Here is a 17,549-nt window from a genome sequence, read left to right on the forward strand (position 1 = left end):
TCACTCTCCTGTCTCGGGCGGACCGAGCTTCTCCCAGCCCTCCGTGATCACTCGACCGTACAGGACGTCGGGGTCGAGCCGGCGCAGCTCCTCCGCGAGGCACTCGCGCAGCGTCCGCCGCGGCAGGTGCAGGTCATGGTCGGGCTGGTTCGGCTGGGTGAGCACGGCGACGCCGGGCGACGGGCGCTCGAGGAGGATGTCGCCGGACTCCCGGGTGAGGCGCACCGACTTGATGCCCTCCTGCCAGTGCTCCGGGTCCTCGTACGACCACCGCACCGGGACGTCCAGTGCCATCTGCAGCCACGCGGCGAGCAGCGCGGTGGAGGGCGAGGCGCTCCCGCCCCGGACCTCGACGGCGGTGATGGTCTCGTACGGCGGCTGGTCCAGCACCGCGGCGAGCTGCTCGCGCCAGTGCGTCAGGCGCGTCCAGGCGAGATCGGTGTCACCAGGGGCGTGCGTGCGCCCGAGGAGGGCGAGCCGGTCGCGGACGTCGGGCGAGGTGGCGGCATCGGTGATCCGGCGCTGGGCGATGCGGCCGAGCGGGGAGGTCGCGGGAGAGGTGGGGGCCTCGTCCGGCCACCAGGCCACGACCGGGGCGTCGGGGAGGAGCAGGCCGGTCAGCAGGCTCTCCTCGTTGCTCGCGGCGTCGCCGTGCGCGTGCAGCACGACGACCTCGCTGGCTCCGGCGTCTCCGCCCACGCGGATCTGCGCGTCGAGACGGGACTCGCCGTCGCCGGTGGTCAGCACGATCACGCGCATCGGGTGCTCGCGCGACGCATCGTTCGCGGCGTCGATCGCGGCCTCCGCGACGCCCTTGCGGGCGGCGATGACCAGGGTGAGGACGCGGCCGAGGGCGACGGCGCCGCCCTCCTCGCGCACCTTGACGAGCTGCTTGGCGACCTGGCTGACGGTCGTGTCGGGAAGGTCGATGATCACGGGCGTCTCCAGACTCGTCCGTCGCGGGCCAGCAGGTCGTCGGCCGAGGCCGGTCCCCACGAGCCGGGCGCGTACTGCTCCACCGGACCGCCCTGGGCGGCCCAGTACTTCTCCACCGGGTCGAGGATCTTCCAGGAGAGCTCGACCTCCTCATGCCGCGGGAACAGCGGCGGGTCGCCCAGGAGGACGTCGAGGATCAGACGCTCGTACGCCTCCGGGCTCGCCTCCGTGAACGCGTGGCCGTAGCCGAAGTCCATCGTCACGTCGCGGACGTTCGTGCCGTTGCCCGGCACCTTCGAGCCGAAGCGGATCGTGACGCCCTCGTCGGGCTGGACGCGGATCACGAGGGCGTTCTGCCCGAGCTCCGAGGCGTTGCCGCGGCCGAACAGGTGCTGCGGCGCACGGTTGAACACCACCGCGATCTCCGTCACGCGACGGCCGAGGCGCTTGCCCGTCCGCAGGTAGAACGGCACGCCCGCCCAGCGACGGGTGTCGATCTCCAGCTTGATGGCCGCGTAGGTCTCCGTCGTCGACTCGGGGTTCATCCCCTCCTCGTCGAGGAAGCCGGTGACCTTCTCACCGCCCTGCCAGCCGCCGGCGTACTGTCCGCGCGCCGTGGCGAGGGAGAGATCCTCCGGCACGTGCACCGCGGCGAGGACCTTCTCCTTCTCGGCCCGCAGATGCTCGGCGGAGAGGCTGATGGGCTCCTCCATCGCCGTGAGCGCGAGGAGCTGGAGCAGGTGGTTCTGGATGACGTCGCGTGCGGCGCCGATCCCGTCGTAGTACCCGGCACGACCGCCGACGCCGATGTCCTCGGCCATCGTGATCTGCACGTGGTCGACGTAGTTGCGGTTCCAGATCGGCTCGTACAGCTCGTTCGCGAAGCGCAGCGCGAGGATGTTCTGCACCGTCTCCTTGCCGAGGTAGTGGTCGATGCGGAAGATCGAGTCGGCGGGGAACGCCACTTCGAGGGCCGCGTTGAGAGCGCGCGCCGACTCGAGGTCGTGCCCGAACGGCTTCTCGATCACGACGCGCCGCCAGCGCTCGTCGTCGTCCGCGTCCTCGCCCACGAGCCCCGAGTCCTTGAGCTGCTTCGCGACGAGCGGGAAGTCCTTCGGCGGGATCGAGAGGTAGTAGGCGTGGTTGCCCATGGTCCCGCGTTCCACGTCGAGCTTCTCGACGGTCTCCCGCAGCTTGCGGAAGGAGTCGGGGTTGTCGAACTCGCCGGAGACGAACCGGATGCCCTGGAGCAGCTGTGTCCAGGTCTCCTCGCGGAACGGCGTGCGGGCATGCTGCTTCACCGCGTCGTAGACGACCTGGGCGAAGTCCTGGTCCTCCCAGTCGCGGCGGGCGAAGCCCACGAGCGCGAACCCCGGAGGCAGGAGCCCCCGGTTCGCGAGGTCGTAGACCGCCGGCATGAGCTTCTTGCGGGACAGATCACCCGTCACGCCGAAGATCACGAGGGCGCTGGGCCCCGCGATCCTGTTGAGACGACGATCGTCGGGGTCGCGCAGCGGGTTGTGCCCGCGCGAGATGGGTACAGACATCGGTGGGGGCTCTCCTGCGGTTACTTCTGTGCGGCTTCGAAGAGGGTGAGCACGTCGTCCGAGGACTCGGTGATCGTCAGCGAGACGACGGGCCGTCCGTGCTCCGCGAGCACACCCGCGTCACCGGCCGCCTGCGCCTGGATGAGCTGCCCGAACGTGAACGGGCGGTCGGGGATCTCGAGATCCACGTCCGTGCGCTCCAGGATCTGCAGGAACACGCCCTGGGCGGGGCCGCCCTTGTGGTACTGGCCCGTGGAGTGCAGGAAGCGCGGTCCCCATCCGAACGTGGTCGGACGCCCCGAGTCGGCGGCGACCAGCTCGCGCAGGCCCTGGAGCTGCGGCACCTCGAGGCGGTTGACGTAGGCCTGGATGGACACGTAGCCGTCGGTGGGGAGCTGGGCCCACAGGGCGTCCAGCACGCCTTCGACGGTGCCCGACACGGCGAGGGCGGGATCGGAGACCCGCACCTCGACGCCGTTCTCGACGAACGCGGGCGCCGTCGGCTCCGGGCGGGCGTCGAGCAGGCCCCGGGCGGCGACCTTGGCCGACTCGACGTCGGGCTGGTCGAACGGGTTGATGCCGAGGAGGTGCCCGGCGATGGCCGTCGCGTACTCCCAGACGATGAACTGCGCGCCGAGCGTGCCGCTGACGAGGATCTCGCCCTCGTGCCGCTCGTGCAGGTGGAACTCGTTGGCGTCGTCGACGAGGCGCACGATCTGGAGGTCGGCGGGGACCGGGTCGAGCTCCGGCGAGACCGGGAGCAGGACGACCGGGAGGATGCCGGTGCCCTCCTTGCCCGTGGACTCGGCGATCAGCTGCTCGATCCAGTCCGGCAGCCCCTTGATGTGCGTGCCGTCGGTGATCAGGCCCAGCTTGTCGCGGCGGGGGCTCGTGGCGGCGATCGCGGCCCCGAGACGGAGCGCGGGGTTGTCGGCGGAGTCCACGGCCACCTCGAGCAGGGAGGCCTCGGCCTCGTCGAGGAGCTCGTCGATGTCGACGCCGGCGAGTCCCGACGGCACGAGGCCGAAGGCGGTCAGCGCCGAGTAGCGGCCGCCCACGTTCGGGTCGGCGTTGAAGACCCGGTAGCCGGCCTCGCGCGCGGAGGCGTCGAGCGGCGAACCGGGATCGGTGACCACGACGATCCGCTCGGTGGGGTCGATGCCGAGGTCGCGGAAGGCGGCCTCGAAGGTGCGGCGCTGCGAGTCGGTCTCGACCGTGGAGCCCGACTTCGAGGACACGACGAGGACCGTCTCGGCGAGACCCTCGTCGAGCGCGGCGAGCACCTGTCCCGGGGCGGTGGAGTCGAGGATCGTGAGCGGGACGCCGGACGTCTGCGCGATCACCTCGGGAGCGAGCGAGGAGCCGCCCATCCCGGCGAGGACCACGCGGGTGACGCCCTTCGCCGCGAGCTCCTCGCGCAGTGCGACGATCTCCGCGACCAGCGGGCGGGAGACCGAGACGGCCTGGACCCAGCCGAACCGGACCGACGCCTCGGCCTCGGCGGCCGGACCCCAGAGCAAGGCGTCGCCACCGGTAATGCGGGAGGCGACGAGGTCGTGGACCAGGGCCGGCACGGTCTCCTCGATGGCGACGCGCGCCGCGCCCGATGCGTGGATGGCGAAGGTCATCGCTGTGCCTCCAGAGCCTCGGTGACCTGCGCGAGCAGGTCGTGCCAGGAGTCGATGAACTTCGCGACCCCCTCCTCCTCGAGCACCTCGGTCACCGCGTCGAAGTCGACGCCCACCTCGGCGAGCCCGGCGAAGACCTCGCGGGCCTCCTCGTAGCCGCCGGTGATGGTGTCTCCGGTGACGACGGCGTGGTCGAACGTCGCCTCGAGGGTCTTCTCCGGCATCGTGTTCACGACGCCGTCCGCGACCAGTTCGGTCACGTACAGCGTGTCGGGGAGGTTCGGGTCCTTGACGCCGGTGGACGCCCACAGCGGGCGCTGGACGTTGGCGCCGGCGGCGAGGAGATCCTGCGCGCGCTTCTCGGCGAACGTCTTCTCGAAGAGCTCGTAAGCCAGTCGGGCGTTCGCGAGGCCCGCCTTGCTCTTCAGTGCGGCGGCCGCGTCCGTTCCGATCGCGCTCAGGCGCTTGTCCGTCTCCGTGTCGACCCGGGAGACGAAGAACGAGGCCACGGAGTGGATGGTGGACAGATCGATGCCCGCCTCCTTGGCGCGCTCGAGTCCCGTGAGGTACGCCTCGATGACCTCGGCGTAGCGCTCCAGGCTGAAGATGAGGGTCACGTTGACGCTGATGCCGTTCGCGATCGCCTCGGTGATGGCCGGGAGCCCCGCCTTGGTCGCCGGGATCTTCACGAGGAGGTTGGGGCGGTCGATCCGGTCCCAGAGCTCCTTGGCCTGCGCCACGGTGCCGTCGGTGTCGTGGGCGAGGTCGGGGGAGACCTCGATCGACACGCGTCCGTCGACGTGGCCGGACTCCTCCCACACCGGGCGGAAGACGTCGAGCGCGGCACGGACGTCCTGGGTCGTCGCGGCGAACACCGCGTCCTCGGCCGAGGCTCCGGACGCGGCGAGCTCGGTGACCTGCGCGTCGTAGGACGTGTCGTTCTTGTCCGTGATCGCGTTCGCGAAGATGGTCGGGTTCGTGGTGACGCCCACGACGTTGCGCGACGCGATCAGCTCGGCGAGGTTGCCGGAGGAGATCCGGGTGCGCGAGAGGTCGTCGAGCCAGATGCTGACGCCGGCGGCGGCGAGCTGGGCGGTGGGGGTGCTCATGCGTTCTCCTTGATGGTCTCGCGGGCGGCCGCGACGACGGCCTCGGTGGTGATGCCGAACTTCTCGAAGAGGGTCTTGTAGTCGGCGGAGGCGCCGAAGTGGTCGATGCCGACCGACCGGCCGCGGTCGCCGACGATGCCGCGCCACGTGAGCACGGAACCGGCCTCGACCGAGACGCGGGCGGTGACGGACGACGGCAGCACGCTCTCGCGGTAGGCCTCGTCCTGCTCCGCGAACCACTCCAGCGAGGGGGCGGAGACCACGCGGACGTTCACGCCCTCGCCGGCGAGCACCTCGCGGGCGTTCACCGCGAGCTGCACCTCGGAGCCGGTGGCCACGATGATGACGTCCGGAGTGCCGTTCGGCGCCTCGGCCAGGACGTAGGCGCCCTTGGCGGCCTGGGCGGCGGAGGCGAAGGTGTCGCCCGAGGCCTCGCCCTCGCCGCGCGGGAACACCGGGATGTTCTGGCGGGTCAGCGCGATGCCGGCCGGGCCCTCGTGGCGCCGGAGGATCTCGAGCCACACGGCGGCGGTCTCGTTGGCGTCCGCCGGGCGGACGACGGCCAGGTTCGGGATCGCGCGCAGCGTCGCGAGCTGCTCGATCGGCTGGTGCGTCGGGCCGTCCTCGCCGAGGGCGACGGAGTCGTGCGTCCAGACGAAGACGCTCGGCACGTTCATCAGCGCGGCCAGGCGCACGGCCGGACGCATGTAGTCGCTGAAGATGAGGAACGTGCCCCCGAAGGCGCGCGTGGGCCCGTGCAGCACGATGCCGTTGACGATCGCGCCCATGGCGTGCTCACGGATGCCGAAGTGCAGCACCCGGCCGTACGGGGTGCCCGACCACTCGTGGGTCGACCACTCGGCGGGGATGAACGACGGCGCGTCCTTGATCGTCGTGAGGTTCGACTCGGCGAGGTCGGCGGAGCCGCCCCAGAGCTCGGGGAGCTGCGCGGCCAGCGCGTTGATGACCTGGCCGGACGCGGCGCGGGTCGAGACGTCCTTGCCGGCCTCGAAGACGGGGAGCGCGTCGGCGATGTCGGCGGGGAGCTCGTGGGCCTCGACACGGTCGAGCAGGGCCTTGCGCTCGGGGTTGGCGGCCGCCCAGGCATCGAACGACTCCTGCCAGGCGGCGCGGGCCTCGGCGGCGCGCTCCGCGAGGCCGCGCGTGCGCTCCAGCACCTCGTCGGCGACGACGAAGGTCTGCTCCGGGTCGAACCCGAGGACCTTCTTGGTGGCGGCGAGCTCGTCGGCTCCGAGCGCCGATCCGTGGATCTTCCCGGTGTTCTGCTTGCCGGGAGCCGGCCAGCCGATGATGGTCTTGAGGATGATGAGCGACGGCTTGTCGGTCTCGCCCTTGGCCGCCTCGATCGCGGCGTGGAGCTCGGCGACGTCCTCCACGTACTCGCCGGTCTTCTTCCAGTCCACGGTCTGCACATGCCAGCCGTAGGCCTCGTAGCGAGCGGCGACGTCCTCGGTGAAGGCGACGTTCGTGTCGTCCTCGATGGAGATCTGGTTCGAGTCGTAGATCGCGATGAGGTTGCCGAGCTGCTGGTGGCCGGCGAGCGAGGAGGCCTCGCTGGTGACGCCCTCCTGCAGGTCGCCGTCGCCCGCGATCACGTAGACGAAGTGGTCGAACGGGCTCGTGCCCGCTGCGGCCTCGGGGTCGAAGAGCCCGCGCTCGTACCGGGCGGCGTACGCGAAGCCGACCGCCGACGCGAGGCCCTGGCCCAGCGGGCCCGTGGTGATCTCGACGCCCTTGGTGTGGCCGTACTCGGGGTGTCCCGGGGTCTTCGAGCCCCAGGTGCGGAGTGCCTTGAGGTCGTCGAGCTCGAGCCCGAACCCGCCCAGGTAGAGCTGCACGTACTGCGTCAGCGACGAGTGGCCGACCGAGAGGATGAAGCGGTCGCGGCCGAGCCAGTCGGTGTCGGTCGGGTCATGCCGCAGCACCCGCTGGTAGAGCAGATAGGCGGCGGGGGCCAGACTCATCGCCGTGCCGGGATGACCGTTGCCGACCTTCTCGACCGCATCGGCCGCCAGAATCCGGGCGGTGTCCACCGCGCGTCGATCGATCTCGTCCCACTGCAATTCCGACACGTTCATGCCCTTTCCGACAGTTTCGAGGGCGCCGGTATTCCCTGGCGCATCCGCAACTTCCCTGGCGCATCCCGCACCGTCCGGGAGACGGGCGGGGTTGTGCGCAGCACCGGGCGCGCGAGTGCTCTCAGCATAGCGGGGACGGTCCCGGCGACTGAGGGGGGGAAGGCGCGGAACGCGTCACGGCGTGTCATACACTGGAGAGGTTGTCCGGTAACGCGCGCGGAGGAGGCGATCGAGATCTCGACGATGTCTGATCAGACCGTACGGAAGTCGTCCATCCGTCGCACGGTGAGCGCCTACGTCACTCTGACGAAGCCCCGGGTCCTCGAACTCCTCCTCGTCTCGACCGTTCCGGTCATGTTCCTCGCGCAGGGCGGACTGCCCGATCTCTGGCTGGTCCTCGCGACGGTCATCGGCGGATCGATGAGCGCCGGTTCGGCCGGCGCGTTCAACATGTACCTCGACCGCGACATCGACGCGCACATGCACCGCACGGAAAACCGGCCGCTCGTGACCGGCGAGGTCAGCCCGCGCGGCGCCCTGATCTTCTCGTGGACGCTCGCGATCGTGTCGACCGTGTGGCTCTGGTTCACCACGAACCCGCTCACGGCGATCCTGTCGGCCTCCGCGATCTTCTTCTACGTCGTGATCTACACGATGATCCTCAAGCGCCGCACCGAGCAGAACATCATCTGGGGCGGCATCGCGGGGTGCTTCCCGGTCCTCATCGGCTGGTCCGCCGTCACCGGTTCTCTCGACTGGCCGGCCTTCATCCTCTTCCTGCTCGTCTTCCTCTGGACGCCGCCGCACTACTGGCCGCTGTCCATGAAGTACAAGGACGACTACGACGACGTCGACGTGCCCATGCTCGGCGTCACCCGCAACGCGTCGCAGGTCGGCCTGCAGGTCATCCTGTACGCGTGGGCCACGGTCGCCTGCTCGCTGCTGCTCGTGCCGATCGCCGGCATGGGCCTCGTCTACACCGTCTCCGCGCTGGTGTTCGGCGGCTGGTTCATCTATGAGTCGCACCGCCTGTACAACCAGGCAGTGCGGGGGACCGAGGCGCGGCCGATGCGAGTCTTCCACGCCTCGATCACTTACCTGACGCTGCTGTTCGTCGCCGTGGCGATCGACCCGCTGCTGCCCTTCTGATCCTCGTCGGCCTGGGGCTCGTCAGCCTGAGGCTCCGCATCGACCTGCGGCTCTGCGAACTCGGCATCGGCGGTCCGGAGAGCGGGCTCGTCGCGCGGGACTGAGACCGTCTCGATCGTCTCGTCCTGGATGCTCGGCGCCTCGTGCTCGACGACCGGCGCGGCGGTGACGGGCGTGGCGACGAGCGTGCGCGCGGCGACGAGGCCGAGCGACAGGAGCAGGCCCACCAGGCCCGCGCCGAGGACGACCGCGCCGACGACGACGAGCGACTGACCGACGTACACCTCGACACCGGTGGCGGTGCCGTCCATCAGGGTCGTGGTCATCGTGCCGACCTGTCCGGCGATCATCCAGCCGCCGACCCCGACCGCGGCGAGGGAGACGACGATGAGGAGCCAGAACCCGGCGCTGCGGGTGAGTGTCTTGTTCATGTCGACCACGATGGTCGATGCGGTGATGAGCGCCCGGTGCGCGCGCTATGGATCGTCTGTGCGGCAGGTCAGTCGACGTGGGCGGGTACGACGGCCGCGGTGCGCTTGAGGTGCAGCACGACGACCGTGTACGTCGCGGCCGACAGCGATGCCAGGACCATGTGGATGCCCACGAGCACGGGCGGCAGCCCCTCCCGCGCCTGCCAGACGCCGACGGCCACCTGCACGAGGATCGCGATGACGAGCACGAGCAGCCACCGGCGGGGCTCGAGGCGCAGGACCCAGGCGGACACCGTCAGGAAGAGCACGAGGGCGGCCAGGATGTAGCCCGGCCAGGAGTGGACATGGGCGAGGACCGTGGCGTCGAAGCCGCGGCGAAGCACGTCGGCGTCGCCCGAGTGCGGGCCCGATCCGGTCGTCAGCACGCCGAACAGGATGGTCACGGCGAGGGCGAGGCCGGTGACGTGCGTCACGATCGCGAACCAGGTGGGGACGGCCCGCTCGCGCGGTCCTTCCGGAGTCGCCAGCCGCACGAGGAACGCGGCGGTGATGCAGACGAGCAGGAGCGACGACGTGTAGTGGAACCCGACGATGAAGGGGTTCAGGCCGGTGAGCACGGTGATGCCGCCGACCAGGGCCTGTGCGACGACGCCGATCAGCACGAGCCAGGCGAGGAGGACGAGATCCCGCCGGGCGGGCGTCGTGCGCACCGAGTGGACCGCCGCCGCGATCACCGCGACCAGGAGGACGGCGGACGCGACGGGGAACGCCGGGAAGTCGGTGAGCGAGACCAGGGCGAAGGCGACGGCCGCGCCGGCGAGACCGCCGACGGCGAACCACAGGGCGTCGATGAGCGCCCGGCGGCCGCTGATGGTGTGCAGGACGAGCAGGACGACGGCGATCGCGATGATCCCGACGACGCCGGTCATCAGCCGGTTGCCGAACTCGATCATCCCGTGGATGCCCTGCACCTCGACGATCGGGACGAGCGACTCGGGCGTGCACAGCGGCCACTCGGTGCAGCCGAGGCCGGATCCAGTCAGCCGCACGGCGCCGCCGGTGCCGATGATGATCGTCTCGCTGAGGAACGACAGCCACGCGAAGACGGTGAGCGCACGACCCCACACCGCGGAGCGGGGGGAGGCGGTCGCCCCGGTCGTCGAGGGGGCGGGGATGGTCGTCTCGGGCATAAGTCCTCCGGCCCGTCGAAGACGTGGCGCACGGCCCGTCCGTCAGGCGGAACCTGTAGAATCGGATTGTTGCGATGAGCGCTGACAGCGCTGAAGCATCGTCAACAGTTTAGGCGCGATGGAAGCGCCCGTGATGAGGGCCCCACCAACGGCACCCGCTCCCGCAGACTCGACGGGGATCAGGTGTGTCGGGGCGGATGACACCGTTTGGGACCTGTGAGGAGAGTGTTGCATGTCGGATGTGCTGATCGACCGCCCGGAGCTCGATGGTCTGGGGGTGTACGAATTCGGCTGGCACGATGAGGATGCCGCGGGTGCCGTCGCGAAACGCGGGATCTCGGAAGAGGTCGTCCGCGGGATCTCGGCCCTCAAGAACGAGCCGGAATGGATGCTGAAGACCCGTCTCAAGGGCTATCAGCTCTTCGGCCGCAAGCCGATGCCGACCTGGGGTGCCGACCTCAGCGACATCGACTTCGACAACATCAAGTACTTCGTCCGCTCCACCGAGAAGCAGGCGCAGAGCTGGGAAGACCTCCCCGAGGAGATCCGCGAGACGTACGAGCGCCTGGGCATCCCCGAGGCCGAGCGTCAGCGCCTCGTCGCCGGCGTCGCCGCGCAGTACGAGTCCGAGGTCGTGTACCACCAGATCCGCGAGGACCTGGAGGCCCAGGGCGTCATTTTCATGGACACCGACACCGCCCTGCGCGAGCACCCCGAGTTCTTCGAGGAGTACTTCGGCACGGTCATCCCCGCGGGCGACAACAAATTCGCCGCGCTGAACACCGCCGTCTGGTCGGGCGGCTCGTTCGTCTACGTCCCCAAGGGCGTGCACGTCGAGATCCCGCTGCAGGCCTACTTCCGGATCAACACCGAGAACATGGGCCAGTTCGAGCGGACCCTGATCATCGCCGACGAGGACAGCTACGTCCACTACATCGAGGGCTGCACGGCCCCGATCTACAAGTCGGACTCCCTGCACTCGGCCGTCGTCGAGATCATCGTGAAGAAGAACGCCCGCGTGCGCTACACGACGATCCAGAACTGGTCGAACAACGTCTACAACCTGGTCACCAAGCGCGCCGTGGCGCACGAGGGCGCGACCATGGAGTGGGTCGACGGCAACATCGGCTCCAAGGTGACGATGAAGTACCCGTCGATCTACCTGATGGGTGAGCACGCCAAGGGCGAGACCCTCTCCGTCGCCTTCGCCGGCCCCGGCCAGCACCAGGACGCCGGCGCGAAGATGATCCACATGGCGCCGTACACGCAGTCGTCGATCGTCTCGAAGTCGATCGCCCGCGGCGGTGGCCGTGCCGGCTACCGCGGCGAGGTCCGTGTCGACGCCGCCGCCCATCACTCGGCGAACACCGTCCGCTGCGACGCGCTGCTCGTCGACACCAAGTCCCGGTCCGACACCTACCCGGCGATCGACATCCGTGTCGACGACGTGCAGCTCGGCCACGAGGCCACGGTCTCCAAGGTCAGCGAGGAGCAGCTCTTCTACCTGCAGTCCCGCGGCATGCCCGAGGACGAGGCGATGGCGATGATCGTGCGCGGCTTCATCGAGCCGATCGCGCGCGAGCTGCCGATGGAGTACGCGATGGAACTGAACAAGCTCATCGAGATGGGCATGGAAGGATCGGTCGGCTAAATGGCGGCCTCGACGACAGCGCCCAGCGAGGCGCAGCACACGAACGCGCACATCGACCCGGCCGCCCAGGTGGCGGACGCCGGATTCGTCCCGGTGCAGACCCGCTCCGAGCGTCCGCACTCGTTCGACCCGGACGACTTCGGCACGCCGACCGGTCGCGAGGTGAACTGGAAGCACACGCCGGTGGCCGCGCTCACGCCGCTGTTCCGCACTGCGGAGGGCGAGGACGGCGTGCAGTACTCCTTCACGTCCGGCGAGCAGTACGTCGCCGCACCGCTCACGGCGGGCACCGCTCCGCGCGGTGAGGTCTTCCTCGCCGAGGACATCACCGCCGCCGTCGCGTGGCAGGGCGCCTCCGAGGCCCTGCACATCCGCATCCCGCGCGAGGAGGAGGTCGCGGCGCCGATCTTCCTGTCGCTCACGGGCGCCGGTGCCGACCGCCGGGCGGACGCCCACATCGTGATCGAGGCCCTCGAGCACAGCGCCGCCACGGTGGTGCTGCAGCACAAGGGCTCGGCGCAGTACGCCCAGAACGTCGAGATCATCGTCCGCGACGGGGCGAAGCTCACCGTCGTCTCCGTGCAGCAGTGGGACGACGACGCCGTGCACGCGGCCGCCCACCAGGCGCGGGTCGCGGCCGACGCCACCCTCAAGCACTTCGTCGTGAGCTTCGGCGGCGGCGTGGTGCGCGTGAACCCGAGCGTCGAGCTCGCCGGCGCCGGCTCCGAGGGCTACCTCTACGGGCTTTCCTACGCCGACTCCGGTCAGCACCTGGAGAGCCAGGTGTACCTGCACCACAAGGGCCCGCACACGACCGGCGACGTGCTCTACAAGGGCGCGCTGCAGGGCGAGAGCGCCCACAGCGTGTGGATCGGCGACGTGCTGATCGGGGCGGAGGCCACCGGCACCGACTCCTACGAGGCCAACCGCAACCTGGTGCTCACGGAGGGCGCACGCGCCGACTCCATCCCGAACCTCGAGATCGAGACGGGCGACATCGTCGGCGCCGGGCACGCGAGTGCCACCGGCCGCTTCGACGACGAGCAGCTCTTCTATCTCCAGGCCCGCGGCATCCCGGAGGACGAGGCCCGCCGACTGGTGGTGCTCGGCTTCCTCACCGACATCGTGCTGCGCCTCGGCATCCCCGACCTGGAGTCGGAGCTGCTGGCCGCCATCGAGGCCGAGCTCGCCGAGGTGGACGCGTGACCGCGCAGCGCGTCTGCGGCGTCTCCGAGCTGGAGCAGGACACGCCGCTGCGCGTCGAGCCGGACGGTGTGCCGATCACGGTCATCAAGGACGGCGAGGGCGTCATCCACGCCATCGGCGACACCTGCACCCACGGCGACATCTCGCTGTCCGAGGGCTTCGTGGAAGGTGACACGGTGGAGTGCTGGGCCCATGGCTCGGCCTTCTCCCTGATCACCGGCAAGCCCCAGAATCTCCCCGCATATGAGCCCGTCCCGGTCTACGTCGTCGAGATCGACGGCGACGACGTGCTCATCGATCCCGCTGTGACGAAGGAAGTCTGAAGAATGTCTGTTCTCGAGATCCGCGACCTGCATGTGACGGTCGAGACCGAGGCGGGGACCACCCCGATCCTCAACGGAATCACCCTCACCATGAACACCGGTGAGACCCACGCCATCATGGGCCCCAACGGCTCCGGCAAGTCCACCCTGGCCTACACGATCGCCGGCCACCCGAAGTACACGGTCACCTCCGGCTCCATCACCTTCGACGGTGAGGACGTCCTGGCGATGAGCGTCGACGAGCGCGCCCGCGCCGGTCTGTTCCTCGCCATGCAGTACCCGGTCGAGATCCCCGGCGTGACCGTGACGAACTTCCTGCGCACCGCGAAGACCGCGCTCGACGGCGAGGCGCCCTCGATCCGGCAGTGGACCAAGGACGTCAAGGAGTCCATGGCCAACCTCCGCATGGACCCGAAGTTCGCGCAGCGCAACGTCAACGAGGGCTTCTCGGGCGGCGAGAAGAAGCGCCACGAGATCCTCCAGCTCGAGGTGCTCAAGCCGAAGTTCGCCGTGCTCGACGAGACCGACTCCGGCCTCGACGTGGACGCGCTGAAGATCGTCTCCGAGGGTGTCAACCGCGCGAAGGAGTCCACCGGCCTCGGTGTGCTGCTCATCACGCACTACACCCGGATCCTCCGCTACATCCACCCCGACTACGTGCACGTGGTCGTCGCGGGCAAGATCGTCGAGGAGGGCGGCCCCGAGCTCGCCGACCGTCTGGAGAACGAGGGCTACGACCGATTCCTCGACCCCTCCGCTCCCATCGAGGCGTAGGCTGATCGCATGACAGCGACCCTGACGGACGAGAAGTACGACGCGGTCACCGAGGCTCTCAAGGACGTGATGGATCCTGAGCTCGGGATCAACGTCGTCGACCTCGGACTCATCTACGACCTCGCCTGGGATGACGAGAACGACGCTCTCGTCATCCACATGACGCTGACCAGCGCGGGTTGCCCGCTCACGGATGTCCTCGAAGACCAGACGGCGCAGGCCCTCGACAACGTCGTGGACCGCTTCCGCATCAACTGGGTGTGGATGCCGCCGTGGGGACCCGAGCGGATCACGGACGACGGGCGCGACATGATGCGTGCGCTCGGTTTCGCGATCTGAGCGTTCCGGTCACCTGACCACCAGACGAAGCGGGCGTGCCGGGCACGCCCGCTTCGACGTCTCCGCATCGACGCGGGGAGAATCGGAGGACGAATGCTGTCGGTGAAGGCCCTGCCGCTGTCGGAGCTGCGTGAGCGCACCAGCGAGAAGTGGCGGGAGTATCCCGAGGACGTGCTGCCCCTCTTCGTCGCGGAGATGGACTTCCCGCTCGCCCCGGCGATCACCGCCGCACTGCAGCGGGCGCTGGATCTCGGGGACACCGGGTACATCGCCTCGCGGACACCGCTGGCGGAGGCGTATGCGGGTTTCGCGGAGCGTCGCTTCGGCTGGCGCCCCGACCCGGCGCGGATGCGCAGCACGGCGGACGTGAGCATGGGCATCGTCGAGATCCTCCGTCGCGTCACGCAGCCGGGGGAGCGCGTCGTCGTCACGCCGCCGGTCTACCCGCCCTTCTACGACCTCGTCGCCGAGGCCGGTGCCGAGGTGCAGCGCGTCCCGCTGCGCGACACGGGGACCGGCTGGGAGCTCGACCTCGACGGGATCCGCGCCGCCTTCGAGGACGGCGCGACGGCCATGCTCCTCTGCAACCCGCACAACCCGACCGGCACCGTGCACGATCGGGAGACGCTGTCCGCGCTGGCCGAACTGGCCGAGGAGTACGGCGCGACGATCGTCTCCGACGAGATCCATGCGCCGCTCGCCCAGCCGGGCGCGGGATTCACGCCGTTCCTCGCCGTGAGCGACGCGGCGGCCCGCATCGGCTATGCGGTCGTCAGCGCGAGCAAGGCGTTCAACCTCGCGGGGCTGAAGTGCGCGCTCATGGTCACCGCCGCGGAGGAGACGTCCGCGGTCGTGCGCGACCTGCCGGTCGAGGTGGAGTGGCGGACGGGGCAGTTCGGTCTGCTCGCCGCCGTCGCCGCGTTCTCGGAGGAGAGCGACGCGTGGCTCGACGGCCTCCTGCGCACGCTCGACGAGAACCGTGTCCTGCTGGAGGACCTGCTCGCCCGTCACCTCCCCGCCGCCCGCTATCGCCTTCCGGACGCGGGATACCTCGCGTGGATCGACCTCTCCGCCCTCGGCTGGGGAGACAACCCCGCCCGGAAGATCCTCCGCGAGGCGAAGGTGGCGTTGCACTTCGGCCCGGCCTTCGGCGAAGAAGGGGCCGGGCACGTGCGACTCAACTTCGGCACGAGCCCGGAGGTCCTCACCGAGGCGATCGAGCGCATCGCCGCGCTCGTCGAGCGATGACGGCGGCGGATCCCACCGCCACGATCTGGGACCGCAGCCGGTTCTGGGTGACCCTGGGTGCCGTCGCCCTGATCTTCCTTGCCGCGATCGAGGCCCTGGCGGTGACCACGGTCATGCCGATCGTCAGCGACGCCTTGGACGGGGAGTCGCTGTATGCGGTCGCCTTCGCCGGCACGCTCGCGACCAGCGTGATCGGGATGGTCGCGGCGGGGTCCTGGTCGGACACGCGTGGTCCGCGCGGCGCGCTGTACGCCGCCGTCGCCCTCTTCATCCTGGGGCTGCTGATCTCCGGGTTCGCGACGACGATGCCCCAGTTCCTGATCGGACGACTGGTGCAGGGGCTGGGCGCGGGTGGGCAGACAGTGGCCCTGTACGTCGTGGTCGCGCGGCTGTATCCGCCGCACCTGCACGGCCGGGTGTTCGCGGCGTTCGCCGCCGCCTGGGTGGTCCCGTCGATGATCGGGCCCTTCCTCGCGGGAGCGGTGGCGGAGTACCTCGATTGGCGCTGGGCTTTCCTCGGCGTGGCGGTCCTGACCGCGATCGCGTTCTCGATGATCGCGATCCGTCTGCGGGGTGTCGATCTCGGCCGCGGGGAGCCGCAGGACCGCCGGGCGCTGCTCACCCGGCTGCTGCTGGCCGTCGTCGTGGCGGTGCTCGCGGTGGTGATCGGACTGTCCGCCGAGCTCGATCCGGCGATCGGGTGGCCGGTGGCACTGGGGGCCGTGCTCGCGATCGGCGTCGTCGTGCTCCCGCTCCTGCCACGACGGACCCTCCGAGCCGGTGCCGGGCTTCCCAGCGTCGTGCTCATGCGTGGGGTGGCGGCCGGGGCGTTCTTCGCCGCCGAGGCCTACATCCCGTACCTGCTGATGCGGAAGTTCGACTTCTCCGCGACCTGGGCCGGAGTCGCCTTGATGCTCGCGGCCTTCGCCTGGGCCGGGGCGTCGGCTGCGCAGGGCCGCTACGGTGAGCGGCTGGGCAATCACCGCATCACGGCGCTCAGCCTCGGCGCACTGCTCGTGGCGATGCTCTGCGTCCTGGCCGCAGCGGCGTTCGATGCCTCCCCGGTCTTCGTGATCGTCGGGTGGGCGTTCGCCGGGGGCGGCATGGGGCTGCTGTATCCGCGGCTCACCGTGCTGACGCTGGCCTACTCGGACGAGACGAACCAGGGATTCAACTCCTCGGCGCTGTCGATCTCGGATGCCACGGGTTCGGCGGTGGCCATCGCGCTGGCGGGGCTCGCCGTCGCCACCCTCGGCGGCGGCGCGGACGCGTTCGCCGTCGTGTTCGTCCTCGGTGTCGGGCTGGTGCTGCTCGCGGTGATCCCCGGGCTCAGGCTCGGGCACGCCGCGGAGTCATCGGTGCGCTGAGCTCACCGGCCAGGGCGAGGACGCCGAGGTCGAACACCCGGTCCAGGCCCGCGGTGACGTCGACCTCGCCGGAGGCCGGGAGTGCGCCATGGCTGTCGGCGTGCATCCGCTGCTGGACGAGGGTGGCATGGCCGAGCACGAAGTGCAGGATCGCCGCCCCGCGGTCCTCGGCATCGGCGGCCCCCTCGGTGCGGAGCGCGGCGACCAGGGCGTCGCGGGCATGCGCGGAGCCGAGCTGGAGCGCGTAGGTGCTGAGGACGAGCTCGGCGCCGTCCCGGTAGGCGAAGAGGGCGTCGCGGAGCGCGCGGGCGGTCGCGAGGACGCCCTCCGCTCCGTCCGGGACGGTCGCGGTGATCCGATCGGCGAGGTCGGCGAGGAGCTCCTGCTTGTTCGCCACGTGCCAGTAGAGAGCGCTCGGCTGCACGTCGAGCCGGGCCGCGATGCGGCGCATGGAGAGATCGGCCAACCCCACCTCGTCGAGAAGGGCGAGGGCGGTCCGTGCGACGCTCTCCCGATCGTGACGGGCGGGATTCGTCTCGGGACTCATGCCCC

16 protein-coding genes are annotated in these 17,549 nt (G+C 70.1%); 8 read left to right on the plus strand and 8 right to left on the minus strand.

The features are described from left to right. From AB0300_RS04490 to tkt, 5 genes are read right to left on the minus strand one after another with little or no spacing between them, the layout of a single operon-like run. Positions 1-936, minus strand: coding sequence for a glucose-6-phosphate dehydrogenase assembly protein OpcA (locus tag AB0300_RS04490; RefSeq protein ID WP_025103659.1), 936 nt, complete (start codon positions 934-936; stop codon positions 1-3). Next, positions 933-2,483, minus strand: coding sequence for a glucose-6-phosphate dehydrogenase (gene zwf, locus AB0300_RS04495; protein ID WP_025103658.1), 1,551 nt, complete (start codon positions 2,481-2,483; stop codon positions 933-935). The genes AB0300_RS04490 and zwf overlap by 4 nt, the downstream gene beginning before the upstream one ends. Positions 2,484-2,503: 20 nt before the next feature. Next, complete coding sequence (locus AB0300_RS04500; protein WP_366215538.1) at positions 2,504-4,111, minus strand: glucose-6-phosphate isomerase; 1,608 nt, start codon at positions 4,109-4,111, stop codon at positions 2,504-2,506. Beyond that, entirely contained in the window at positions 4,108-5,220 is a 1,113-nt protein-coding gene (gene tal / locus AB0300_RS04505) for a transaldolase (protein ID WP_062634304.1), read from the minus strand. The genes AB0300_RS04500 and tal overlap by 4 nt, the downstream gene beginning before the upstream one ends. Next, on the minus strand, positions 5,217-7,313 hold the full coding sequence (gene tkt, locus AB0300_RS04510) for a transketolase (RefSeq protein ID WP_025103655.1): 2,097 nt from the start codon (positions 7,311-7,313) through the stop codon (positions 5,217-5,219). The genes tal and tkt overlap by 4 nt, the downstream gene beginning before the upstream one ends. A 249-nt stretch (positions 7,314-7,562) precedes the next feature. Here tkt and AB0300_RS04515 point away from each other — a divergent pair, with 249 nt between their 5' ends. Further along, positions 7,563-8,468, plus strand: coding sequence for a heme o synthase (locus AB0300_RS04515; protein ID WP_366215539.1), 906 nt, complete (start codon positions 7,563-7,565; stop codon positions 8,466-8,468). Here AB0300_RS04515 and AB0300_RS04520 read toward each other — a convergent pair. Both AB0300_RS04520 and AB0300_RS04525 read right to left on the minus strand, forming a co-directional pair. Next, the gene (locus AB0300_RS04520; RefSeq protein WP_025103653.1) at positions 8,414-8,899 is read right to left on the minus strand and encodes a hypothetical protein; all 486 of its coding nucleotides are present in this window, start codon (positions 8,897-8,899) and stop codon (positions 8,414-8,416) included. The genes AB0300_RS04515 and AB0300_RS04520 overlap by 55 nt on opposite strands. 68 nt (positions 8,900-8,967) lie before the next feature. Next, the gene (locus AB0300_RS04525; protein WP_366215540.1) at positions 8,968-10,089 is read right to left on the minus strand and encodes a COX15/CtaA family protein; all 1,122 of its coding nucleotides are present in this window, start codon (positions 10,087-10,089) and stop codon (positions 8,968-8,970) included. A gap of 232 nt (positions 10,090-10,321) precedes the next feature. Here AB0300_RS04525 and sufB point away from each other — a divergent pair, with 232 nt between their 5' ends. From sufB to AB0300_RS04560, 7 genes are all read left to right on the plus strand, one after another. Beyond that, positions 10,322-11,740 carry a Fe-S cluster assembly protein SufB gene (gene sufB, locus AB0300_RS04530; protein ID WP_025103651.1) on the plus strand — a complete coding sequence of 473 codons (1,419 nt, stop codon included), beginning with the start codon at positions 10,322-10,324 and terminating at the stop codon, positions 11,738-11,740. Beyond that, the gene (gene sufD, locus AB0300_RS04535; protein WP_062634313.1) at positions 11,741-12,946 is read left to right on the plus strand and encodes a Fe-S cluster assembly protein SufD; all 1,206 of its coding nucleotides are present in this window, start codon (positions 11,741-11,743) and stop codon (positions 12,944-12,946) included. Continuing rightward, complete coding sequence (locus AB0300_RS04540; RefSeq protein ID WP_025103649.1) at positions 12,943-13,269, plus strand: non-heme iron oxygenase ferredoxin subunit; 327 nt, start codon at positions 12,943-12,945, stop codon at positions 13,267-13,269. Before sufD ends, AB0300_RS04540 begins: the two co-directional genes overlap by 4 nt. 3 nt (positions 13,270-13,272) lie before the next feature. Beyond that, the gene (sufC, locus tag AB0300_RS04545; protein ID WP_366215541.1) at positions 13,273-14,043 is read left to right on the plus strand and encodes a Fe-S cluster assembly ATPase SufC; all 771 of its coding nucleotides are present in this window, start codon (positions 13,273-13,275) and stop codon (positions 14,041-14,043) included. A 9-nt stretch (positions 14,044-14,052) separates the two neighbouring features. Continuing rightward, positions 14,053-14,382: a metal-sulfur cluster assembly factor gene (locus AB0300_RS04550; RefSeq protein ID WP_017202280.1), complete on the plus strand. Its 330-nt coding sequence runs from the start codon at positions 14,053-14,055 to the stop codon at positions 14,380-14,382. 93 nt (positions 14,383-14,475) lie between these two features. Beyond that, the gene (locus AB0300_RS04555; RefSeq protein ID WP_085607705.1) at positions 14,476-15,630 is read left to right on the plus strand and encodes an aminotransferase class I/II-fold pyridoxal phosphate-dependent enzyme; all 1,155 of its coding nucleotides are present in this window, start codon (positions 14,476-14,478) and stop codon (positions 15,628-15,630) included. Further along, positions 15,627-16,997, plus strand: a complete 1,371-nt coding sequence (locus AB0300_RS04560) for an MFS transporter (protein ID WP_085607703.1) — start codon at positions 15,627-15,629, stop codon at positions 16,995-16,997. The genes AB0300_RS04555 and AB0300_RS04560 overlap by 4 nt, the downstream gene beginning before the upstream one ends. Here AB0300_RS04560 and AB0300_RS04565 read toward each other — a convergent pair. Further along, a complete protein-coding gene (locus AB0300_RS04565) occupies positions 16,960-17,544 on the minus strand; it encodes a TetR family transcriptional regulator (RefSeq protein WP_025103645.1) in 585 nt (194 codons plus the stop codon). The two genes, AB0300_RS04560 and AB0300_RS04565, sit on opposite strands and share 38 nt — an antisense overlap. Positions 17,545-17,549 lie beyond the last annotated feature (5 nt).

It is taken from the genome of Microbacterium sp. NPDC078814 (assembly GCF_040702645.1).
Taxonomy (GTDB): Bacteria; Actinomycetota; Actinomycetes; order Actinomycetales; family Microbacteriaceae; genus Microbacterium.

Coding starts and splice junctions, on each gene's coding strand:
- zwf (WP_025103658.1), bottom strand. CDS start 2,483: ATGTCTGTACCCATCTCGCGCGGGCACAACCCGCTGCGCGACCCCGAC.
- AB0300_RS04500 (WP_366215538.1), bottom strand. CDS start 4,111: ATGACCTTCGCCATCCACGCATCGGGCGCGGCGCGCGTCGCCATCGAG.
- tal (WP_062634304.1), bottom strand. CDS start 5,220: ATGAGCACCCCCACCGCCCAGCTCGCCGCCGCCGGCGTCAGCATCTGG.
- AB0300_RS04515 (WP_366215539.1), top strand. CDS start 7,563: ATGTCTGATCAGACCGTACGGAAGTCGTCCATCCGTCGCACGGTGAGC.
- AB0300_RS04520 (WP_025103653.1), bottom strand. CDS start 8,899: ATGAACAAGACACTCACCCGCAGCGCCGGGTTCTGGCTCCTCATCGTC.
- AB0300_RS04525 (WP_366215540.1), bottom strand. CDS start 10,089: ATGCCCGAGACGACCATCCCCGCCCCCTCGACGACCGGGGCGACCGCC.
- sufB (WP_025103651.1), top strand. CDS start 10,322: ATGTCGGATGTGCTGATCGACCGCCCGGAGCTCGATGGTCTGGGGGTG.
- sufD (WP_062634313.1), top strand. CDS start 11,741: ATGGCGGCCTCGACGACAGCGCCCAGCGAGGCGCAGCACACGAACGCG.
- sufC (WP_366215541.1), top strand. CDS start 13,273: ATGTCTGTTCTCGAGATCCGCGACCTGCATGTGACGGTCGAGACCGAG.
- AB0300_RS04550 (WP_017202280.1), top strand. CDS start 14,053: ATGACAGCGACCCTGACGGACGAGAAGTACGACGCGGTCACCGAGGCT.
- AB0300_RS04555 (WP_085607705.1), top strand. CDS start 14,476: ATGCTGTCGGTGAAGGCCCTGCCGCTGTCGGAGCTGCGTGAGCGCACC.
- AB0300_RS04560 (WP_085607703.1), top strand. CDS start 15,627: ATGACGGCGGCGGATCCCACCGCCACGATCTGGGACCGCAGCCGGTTC.
- AB0300_RS04565 (WP_025103645.1), bottom strand. CDS start 17,544: ATGAGTCCCGAGACGAATCCCGCCCGTCACGATCGGGAGAGCGTCGCA.